General features: G+C 42.4%; 1 pseudogene. It reads right to left on the bottom strand.

The features are described 5' to 3' along the window. Positions 1–410, bottom strand: a pseudogene (locus RR876_RS17060) (hydrolase or metal-binding protein); the annotation flags it as partial. Positions 411–616: the final 206 nt, after the last annotated feature.

Genomic DNA, 616 nt, shown 5'->3' with positions numbered 1-616 from the left:
AAACGCCCATAAGGTTTACAGTGACCCCCTTGTGCCAAAGGACAGAGATCAGGTGAAGGACATGGATGTTGTTCAACCCCTTGATTGGTGAGTCGTTGACAGATTTCACCATTGCCAACACACATGGGACGTCCAGTCTGACGATCAAATAAACTGTACTCTGCACGTAGATTCAGTTCAGGATCATTGAAGATCATCCGTACAGGAATGGTTCTGAGTTTTTGGTTTTGCGCTTTGGCGCGAAGCTGTTCATCCAAAGGGTGCTTTACCCATCCATCTTTACCTTGGATTTGACTGGTAATGGTGAACTGGTCATCCCTTTCAGGAAGTCGTTTACCATTCTTTTCTACCACTTTACCAATGCTGATTCGCCCTAAAATAGGCGGTGTGATGGCTAAACCTTTGATCATGTTGATTTCCTCTGTCGTTTAAATGTGTTGCTTGATTAAAATGCAATTTGTATAAAAAAATCCCATACGCTGAGGCATGGGATTTTAGTTTGTGGGATTGGATATTTTGCTTAGGCTAATCGGTATAAATATTGAAGCGCCGTGAGCCTTGTTTGCTTTGTGGAAATTGACTCAGATATTCAGGATGCTGTTTCAGTAATGCCTTA

The sequence above is a fragment of the Acinetobacter sp. genome (assembly GCF_036666595.1).
Classification (GTDB): Bacteria; Pseudomonadota; Gammaproteobacteria; order Pseudomonadales; family Moraxellaceae; genus Acinetobacter.
This window is presented reverse-complemented; position numbering and strand designations above follow the sequence as displayed.